9 protein-coding genes are annotated in these 6,894 nt (G+C 46.3%); all 9 read right to left on the bottom strand.

Annotated features, from left to right (window positions below; translation table 11 throughout):
* Positions 1–27: 27 nt before the first annotated feature.
* Entirely contained in the window at positions 28–966 is a 939-nt protein-coding gene (locus CHM34_RS18095) for a hypothetical protein (protein WP_094266011.1), read from the bottom strand.
* A 227-nt stretch (positions 967–1,193) separates the two neighbouring features.
* The gene (locus tag CHM34_RS18090; protein ID WP_141201768.1) at positions 1,194–1,631 is read right to left on the bottom strand and encodes an ArpU family phage packaging/lysis transcriptional regulator; all 438 of its coding nucleotides are present in this window, start codon (positions 1,629–1,631) and stop codon (positions 1,194–1,196) included.
* Positions 1,632–1,879: 248 nt separating this feature from the next.
* On the bottom strand, positions 1,880–2,113 hold the full coding sequence (locus CHM34_RS18085) for a hypothetical protein (RefSeq protein WP_094266010.1): 234 nt from the start codon (positions 2,111–2,113) through the stop codon (positions 1,880–1,882).
* Positions 2,110–2,259: a hypothetical protein gene (locus tag CHM34_RS19475; RefSeq protein WP_169713831.1), complete on the bottom strand. Its 150-nt coding sequence runs from the start codon at positions 2,257–2,259 to the stop codon at positions 2,110–2,112. The genes CHM34_RS18085 and CHM34_RS19475 overlap by 4 nt, the downstream gene beginning before the upstream one ends.
* A complete protein-coding gene (locus CHM34_RS18080; RefSeq protein ID WP_094266009.1) occupies positions 2,256–2,492 on the bottom strand; it encodes a hypothetical protein in 237 nt (78 codons plus the stop codon). The genes CHM34_RS19475 and CHM34_RS18080 overlap by 4 nt, the downstream gene beginning before the upstream one ends.
* 108 nt (positions 2,493–2,600) lie before the next feature.
* Complete coding sequence (locus CHM34_RS19470) at positions 2,601–2,873, bottom strand: hypothetical protein (RefSeq protein ID WP_169713830.1); 273 nt, start codon at positions 2,871–2,873, stop codon at positions 2,601–2,603.
* Between the two features lie 34 nt (positions 2,874–2,907).
* Positions 2,908–3,090, bottom strand: coding sequence for a hypothetical protein (locus tag CHM34_RS18070; RefSeq protein ID WP_094266007.1), 183 nt, complete (start codon positions 3,088–3,090; stop codon positions 2,908–2,910).
* 298 nt (positions 3,091–3,388) lie between these two features.
* Entirely contained in the window at positions 3,389–5,761 is a 2,373-nt protein-coding gene (locus CHM34_RS18065; RefSeq protein ID WP_094266006.1) for a DUF3987 domain-containing protein, read from the bottom strand.
* 42 nt (positions 5,762–5,803) lie between these two features.
* Positions 5,804–6,894: DEAD/DEAH box helicase (locus CHM34_RS18060; RefSeq protein WP_276207724.1), on the bottom strand; the 1,091-nt coding region annotated here is incomplete at its 5' end.

Raw genomic sequence — 6,894 nt, 5'->3', positions numbered from 1 at the left:
TTCTTCTAAAGTGTTTCTTTTTTTTCCTCATTCTCCATTACCACCTTTTCTTACATACCTTAGAATATCGTCTTTATCCCCTTCGTAAATACAAATTAATTTTTCTTGTATTTCTTTTTCCACGTCATCAGCATTCCGATTAAAATCAAATCTTTCCCTTCTTGTAAAAGGGCTATCTTCAATAGGATATGTTTGCATATACTCTCCTTCATCTTTAGCCTTAATTTTTAATTTTCTTGCTCCTCTACTCAGTACATTTTCTATAAAATTCCCCAATTTACTTTTGTCTTTGATTGAATCCTTGTTTCTTTGTGCAAGAAGTTTAACCTCAAGTTGCACTGTATTTTTATCATCAAGTAATTCAAAATCATCTTCTGTAAGTCCTAAGTTATCAATGTCAATAAGCTGCCATTGTGGAACAGAAACAGTATAATACATCGATCCAATAATTTTCTTTTTAGATAGTAAAGGAATTGCATCATCAATGATTACGCTGGAAATCTCAGCACATAAATTTTGGGCTTTACAGTAAACATCGATAAGCTTGCTTAGTTGCTGAATAAATGGTGCAGATTTATCACGAAGATATGAAAGGACATAATTTTCGCGATCAATCAAAACATAAGTAAACAACTCAAGATCTTGGCCATCTTTTTTTTCAATCGGAAAACCTTCCATCGTCTTTCTATCTCGAAGTTGGACCGAAAAATAATCTCTGGAACGCCCCAGTTTAGCAAATATATACTTGTCATCTTTATTTATAAGCTCAAACACATCTGACGTTTCTTCCCCCCCTAACCGAATACAGTTATTAATTGCGTGGGAATCTAACACATGTTTTATCTTGTCATCAAGTTCTTTTTCTGATTTATATTCTTTTCTTACTGAGTCTGTTGCCATAGCTTCTTTTTGAATGACAGCCTTATACATGCGCATTTTATGGAAGTGAATTTGTTTGTATGTCATCTTACCCCTCCTACAGAATTATTCGTCAGGAGGGGTAAGTTTCCTGTACATCTTATGCTTAGTCCACTTATTCGTCACAATTTTCACGAGGAAAGTAACGCCGTTCAGTCGCAATCATAAATCGATGATTAAAAAAGTAAGGGCACGCCGTGAAAGCGTGGCCCCAATATCATAATAACACCGTATTTCGTCCGTTTGGTGCCAAAAAAGTGCCATAAAGTTGCCAATCAGAGCAGATTCAGAGCAAAGGCCAGTTTTTTAAATGCTCGGCTCTTAACCCGGTAATAGTTCCGCTTACTCCATCCCAGACAGTCGTATACTATTGCATCGCTTGGATTTGCCTGGTCAAAGTATCGTTCTTCAACAAGCAACCGTTCATCAATATCGAGGGCTAACAACGCCTGGTCGATCCGTCGGAGTTTCAATTGCTTGGATGCTCGTCTAATCCCATATCTCTCGGTGCTGGACTGATACTCACTATAGCCACCGCTCACTCGCTCTTCATATGAGGATGTGCAGGAAGGGTACAGCCCGGCTCCCGCTTTCTCCGCTTCCTGTTCCGTTTCTACTGCTACCTTCAGAACCGGATATTCCTTCAGGATCCGCTCCACCTCTTTTCGGTAGGTGGGTTTTCTATATGTCACTGCTTTCATAGCTGCACCCATCTCCCACACCCCTTTGAAAGTTTCTACTTCCGCCGATCAGTCTCCCAGCCGTACTCCTTCACGCATCGATGGAATGCGCATGCACCACCGTCCAGTAGCCACAGGCACCCCCTGCAATGGTCGTCAGTGACCTGAACCTTCATCCTCATCCCTCCCAGATCCAAAGGTAGTTCATTCCGTCCGCCTCCTTTTTTTGTGTGTTCCCTCTCCCCGCCGGATGGTGTATCCTTTGGGGAGAGGGTTTTGTGCTACCCCTCGTTTTTGCCCCTTCGCTGGTCCCTACTCCCGGCGGAGGGGTTTCCATTTTCTCCGTCTCCAATCGGGTCAATGTGGTTGTCTTCGTCGTCATCGTGAAGCAACCACCGGAGGAAATCCTCCCACGCGACAAACTTTCTTTTCATGATCTCACCTCCTTTCGGTTCAAAGTATCCGCGCACCATCGGGCCGTAGCGCTCCGTCATGACTGGCCCCCGTTTCATCATTTCATCGCCTCCTCGTTTTTCTGCTTTTTCTCAGCCAGATAGCAGTAGGCCAGCCCGATACCGCTACCAAGCGCCACCGCAGCGGTCGCCATCAAGGAGAACAACGCTACATCCAGTGCCGCGCCCAACAGGTTCCACCAGATCATTCGTCTGCCTCCTGCTCCTTGTATTGGTTCCATACCTCCATTAGCTCTTCAGCTTCCTCCGCTTCGAGATGAATCACGTTCTCCCACTCATCGATTTCGTAGTTGTAGCGAGAACATTTTAAGATGATAAAGAATCCTTTGTCGTTTGGGTATTTCTTTGAGCATTGTTCTATCCACATAATGTCATCCAACGGAAACGCCGCCCATTTGGTGGTATAGATCGGCTTGATCATTCCGCCCACTCCTTTTTTATCTGAACTCGTTTCAGCAATTCCGGTCGCCAATGTTCAAATCCATTTCCTTCATCGATCCAAAGTTGATCGACATTTTCAGTTATGATCCTATGACGATGTAAACTGTTCATCAACATTTCCGGATCTTGAGCCCAACAGAGATACCCGACTCTCTTTCCGACTGTGTCTCTGTACTTCAATCGAAACCACATTCTCAAACTCCTCTCTCCGCCGGATAGTTTGCAGTGCCGCCTGCCGCTCCCGTTCAACTGCCCGGATGATTTCCTTCGACATCTCCCGCATGTGCTTCCCCGGCATGTTTGGCAGATCCAGAGAGAGGGATCCGCTGACCACCGATAATGGAAGCGAACTCTCTTTCACGGCGTGATCCCTTCTCTTTTTGTGCCTTCCCCATTCAAATCCACCCCTTATATCTCATGATCTGTTCTGACAACTGATTGTACCGTTCCATGGCTACTCGTTTATGTTCTTGTGACTTCATTTGAAATTCTGGGCTTTCGATATATTCCGCTCCTTTTCGGAGCCTGGACAAGACTTCCTCATATTCCTGCTCGTTTTGGATCGGTTGGATTTCCATAACTCTTCCTCCTTTTTCGTTTGTCACGTTTGTCACCGTTTGTCATATGGACTGTGACAGTGCTGAACCATTGATACAAAAGGCTTTCATGGCGTTTGTCACACTGTCACATCCCTTTATAGAGAAAAGAGAAAAAAAGAATTTATTTTACATATAATGTAAATATTTAAAAACGCTTATTTATATATAGAGGTGTGACAAACGTGACAAACGCTCTTAAAGACAATAATGACAGGCTTTTTCGGTGTTTCTCTCCATTGACAAACGCGTGACATACGTTGACACACGGTGACAAACGTTAAATAAAGAGCTTGAACGTAATTGTTTTTGGTCCACCTTTCGGCGGTGTCTCCTTTTCTCTTTGTCCATATCCGTGATCTTCCAATTCATTAAACAATTGATCTACATCTGAAGCTTTCTTACAACCACCGATACGTTTTCGTTGTATATCACGCTTTTTTACCTTTCCGCCGTGTTGTCGAATCCAGTCCACTACTTCTTCAATTCGTTTATCTACGTTGGACTTTCCCAACTCTTGGTATGCTTTACGGATATGGCTTTTAAAATATCTCACCAATTGGATACCACGGCTGAGACTAATTTCGTCCACTGCACCGTCTTCAGCCTCACTGCAAACCACTCTAGTCATGTGTATAATCAACGCGATTCTTGCCAGTTGGTTGGGCATTTTAGCCCAAGGACCGCGAAGTTTCTTAGAAAAGTCCGGGTCTTTCATCTCTCGGATATGAATCTTAAACCATTCTGCCCACCACTTTTTTGCAGCTGTAGTCAAAGTTAAAATCTTCGGTTTTGATTCTGTCCCAACCATTTCCGGTTTCAAGTTATACAGACGTTGAAACACATCTGCATATCCCTGAATGGCTTGATCAGAAATCCCTTCCCAGGTCCACTCTGCTGGATCTTGAGAATCTGGATAAGCAAGCAGAACCCGATGGATAAAACCATCTTCATTTCCCTGCTCATCATTTAGGGTTGGAAGTATGTCTGGCGGTATATTTCCCGTTACAGAACAAAATGGTTTGGGAATAAAAAGTGGTTCTCCGTTGTCTCTTACTCGGTTCACTTTGACATCTGATCCGGACCACAAGGAAAGATAATGTTCTCGATCATCCCCCTTTCCTCCCTTGTATTGGTTCATTCCTCCGATCCACCCGGATAATTCATCCGCTTTAAGTACAATCCCACGATTATTATTCTTAAGAGCACGAAGTAAGGCTTCCATTGTTGCTTGAGTGACATATAGTTCTTTCATTAGGGGACGTTCCGGTTCAGTGGGAGGGTCCCCATCTTTTTTCTTTTTCCATTCGTTCACCTTGGCTTGATATTGCCGATAAGCGGTATCATATTCTTCCAACTGATTTTGATAGATTTGAGCATATTCTTTTTGAATGGACAATATCGGCTCGAAAGCCTGCTCCAAGGCTGGACTTTTCCCAGTACCTGTATCGGCCACTAAAGCTGAATAGAGGTTTGGTTGCTGTCTATATCCCTTTTTTAGTTCGATTACTCGCGTATTACCAATCCCTGCTCCTAAAAAATTCAATGCATGGACTCCAGGATAATCGGTTGGGAGACCGATGGAAGATCCTACTTCTTCCAAAAATCTTCTAACCGGTTCCGGGAACACATCTACCGGGAAAGGCTCCACTTGGGGGTTCTTAGGGAGTGGGATCGGCTCCACTTCCTGGACTGTCATATTCTCTGATTCTTGAGGTTTCAAAGGAATCACCTTTTGTTCATTTGCCCATTTGCGGGCTTTCCCTGTTGTCAACTGGTAGTAAAGAGGATGTTTCAGATCATCTCCTTGGCTATTCCGGTACATGATCAACAGATCCGCGATCTCTTGATCCGTCCACCCTTTGACGGCCGCAATATTCGCTATGGATAGATCACGTTCGGAAGGGCTCGCAAAGCTCCGCTTCCCATCGATAATTTCTTTGAACTTCTTGGATGTATTTCGGAGTTGAACCAGCTTTTCAAAATCTGGCTTTCTTCTTTCATCCAGAACCACATCAATCTGATCCAGCTGGATTCCGTCCAGCTTCGCCTGTCGTTGACCTTCAACGATTTCCCGAATCTTATCCACCAACCACTCTGGCGGTTTCGATGGCTCCAGATCTTCTGGGCTACGTGTTGGTGCCCATTGGTATCTTTTCCCGCTTTGGTGAAGACTTCCGGGGGCAACCGACTGCCCACCGGTTCCCCGGATGTCTATATTCAGTCCGATTTTCTTCACACTGTTCGGAATCTCCAAATCATTAGGAACTCGGTACCATAATTGCATTCCCCCACCACCGGTCATCACTTGCCAAGTTGGCGGAAGGTCACCATATTCAACAATCCATTTCTGAAGTGTTTCTTGTCCTTTGGGCCCATCTATGTCGAGAGCGAAAAGACCGTTCACGTTTCCCATTGGAACCCCAACATTAGCCCATGGATGTTGGTTCCACAGATACCGGATCTGATCTGGGTCAGCTGTCGCATGTTTTGACCAGTCCGTCAGAATCGGGTGCTTGCCAGCACTTTTGCCACAGTCTCGCTGACAAGTACACCCCTGACTAGTGGGTGCATGAAGTTGGATCACCTTCACCCCGTGTTGAGATAGGCGCAGCGCTTCATCAAGCGGTTCTATTTCTTGTCTTAATGCCATCCGTATCACCTACTGTTGTTGAGTTGCCGCGCTGCCTTAAATTCAGCGGATTCCTAAATCCCGCCGGACTAACCCTTTCGTTATAAAGTCCGATGCCTGCCCGCGGGTCATCGTGGTGGGGATCTCACCCAGCCACTTTTTCAACCACCGCAATATCCGTTCTTGACCTGCCGTCATCGGTTGGTACCGCCATCCGGCATTATGTTGGATCAGTCCGAGTGTCCCCACTTTTCGGAGGTAGTCTTCGGCGATCCCCTGAGCCAGCTCCAACCACACCGGTTCTTGAGTCAGCATTTCATCTTCCTCTTTCTGCTTCATCACCTTGGCGTAGTGTCCGCCTTCCCCCGGATACAAAACCACCGTTCCGGCTTCCCCAGCGGAGAGGGCATAGACATCCGGTGTCACGGAAAGCCAGCGAATCATTTCACGAAACTCCTGCAGCTCGTTGTCTTCATCAAAGATCGACCGGAGGCGGTCCGCTTCCGCGCTCCGTTTGGTTTCTTCTTCCTCCTCTCGATCCAAAGCCTCCGTAATCGTTTCACCGGATTCTGTTCCCTTTAGTCCGAATAGGGTCGGAGCCGTCACCAGCTTGTGACGCTTGGAAACTCCCGTCACGTCCAGAACGAGACAATCCTTTTTACCAGGGGCTTTCCGGGTTCCCCGTCCAATCATTTGAATGTACAAGGATTGGGACTTGGTTGGTCTGGCTACAATCACACAGTCTACGGTCGGTTCGTCGAACCCTTCCGTCAGTACCATACAGTTGCAAACTACCTGAGTTTCGCCGGTCTTCAGGCGCTGCAGGATAGCCCGGCGTTCCTCCATCGAGATTTCCCCGGCCACCCATTCGGCAGCCACTCCCTGCGCCCGCAGGGCCGCCGCCGTCCGTTTCGCTTGGTCGACGCTGACTGTAAAGACGATACCTTTTCGATCCGATGCGTGTTCTACATACGCTTCCGCCACCGCCTGGGCAACTTCGGCCTGGAGGAGAGCGTCGTCCAACTCCCCCTGGTTGAAGTCCCCGGCCACGGTGTGGATTTCGTCCAGGTCCAGATTCAAATCAACTCGCTCCGTCTTCAGATCGGAAAGGTATCCGTCCCGGATCGCCTGGAGCAACTGGTATTGATAGACGA

Source organism: Paludifilum halophilum (assembly GCF_002245355.1).
GTDB lineage: Bacteria > Bacillota > Bacilli > Thermoactinomycetales > DSM-45169 > Paludifilum > Paludifilum halophilum.
The sequence above is the reverse complement of the archived record's forward strand: the minus strand, read 5'-3'. Positions and strand labels throughout refer to the sequence as shown.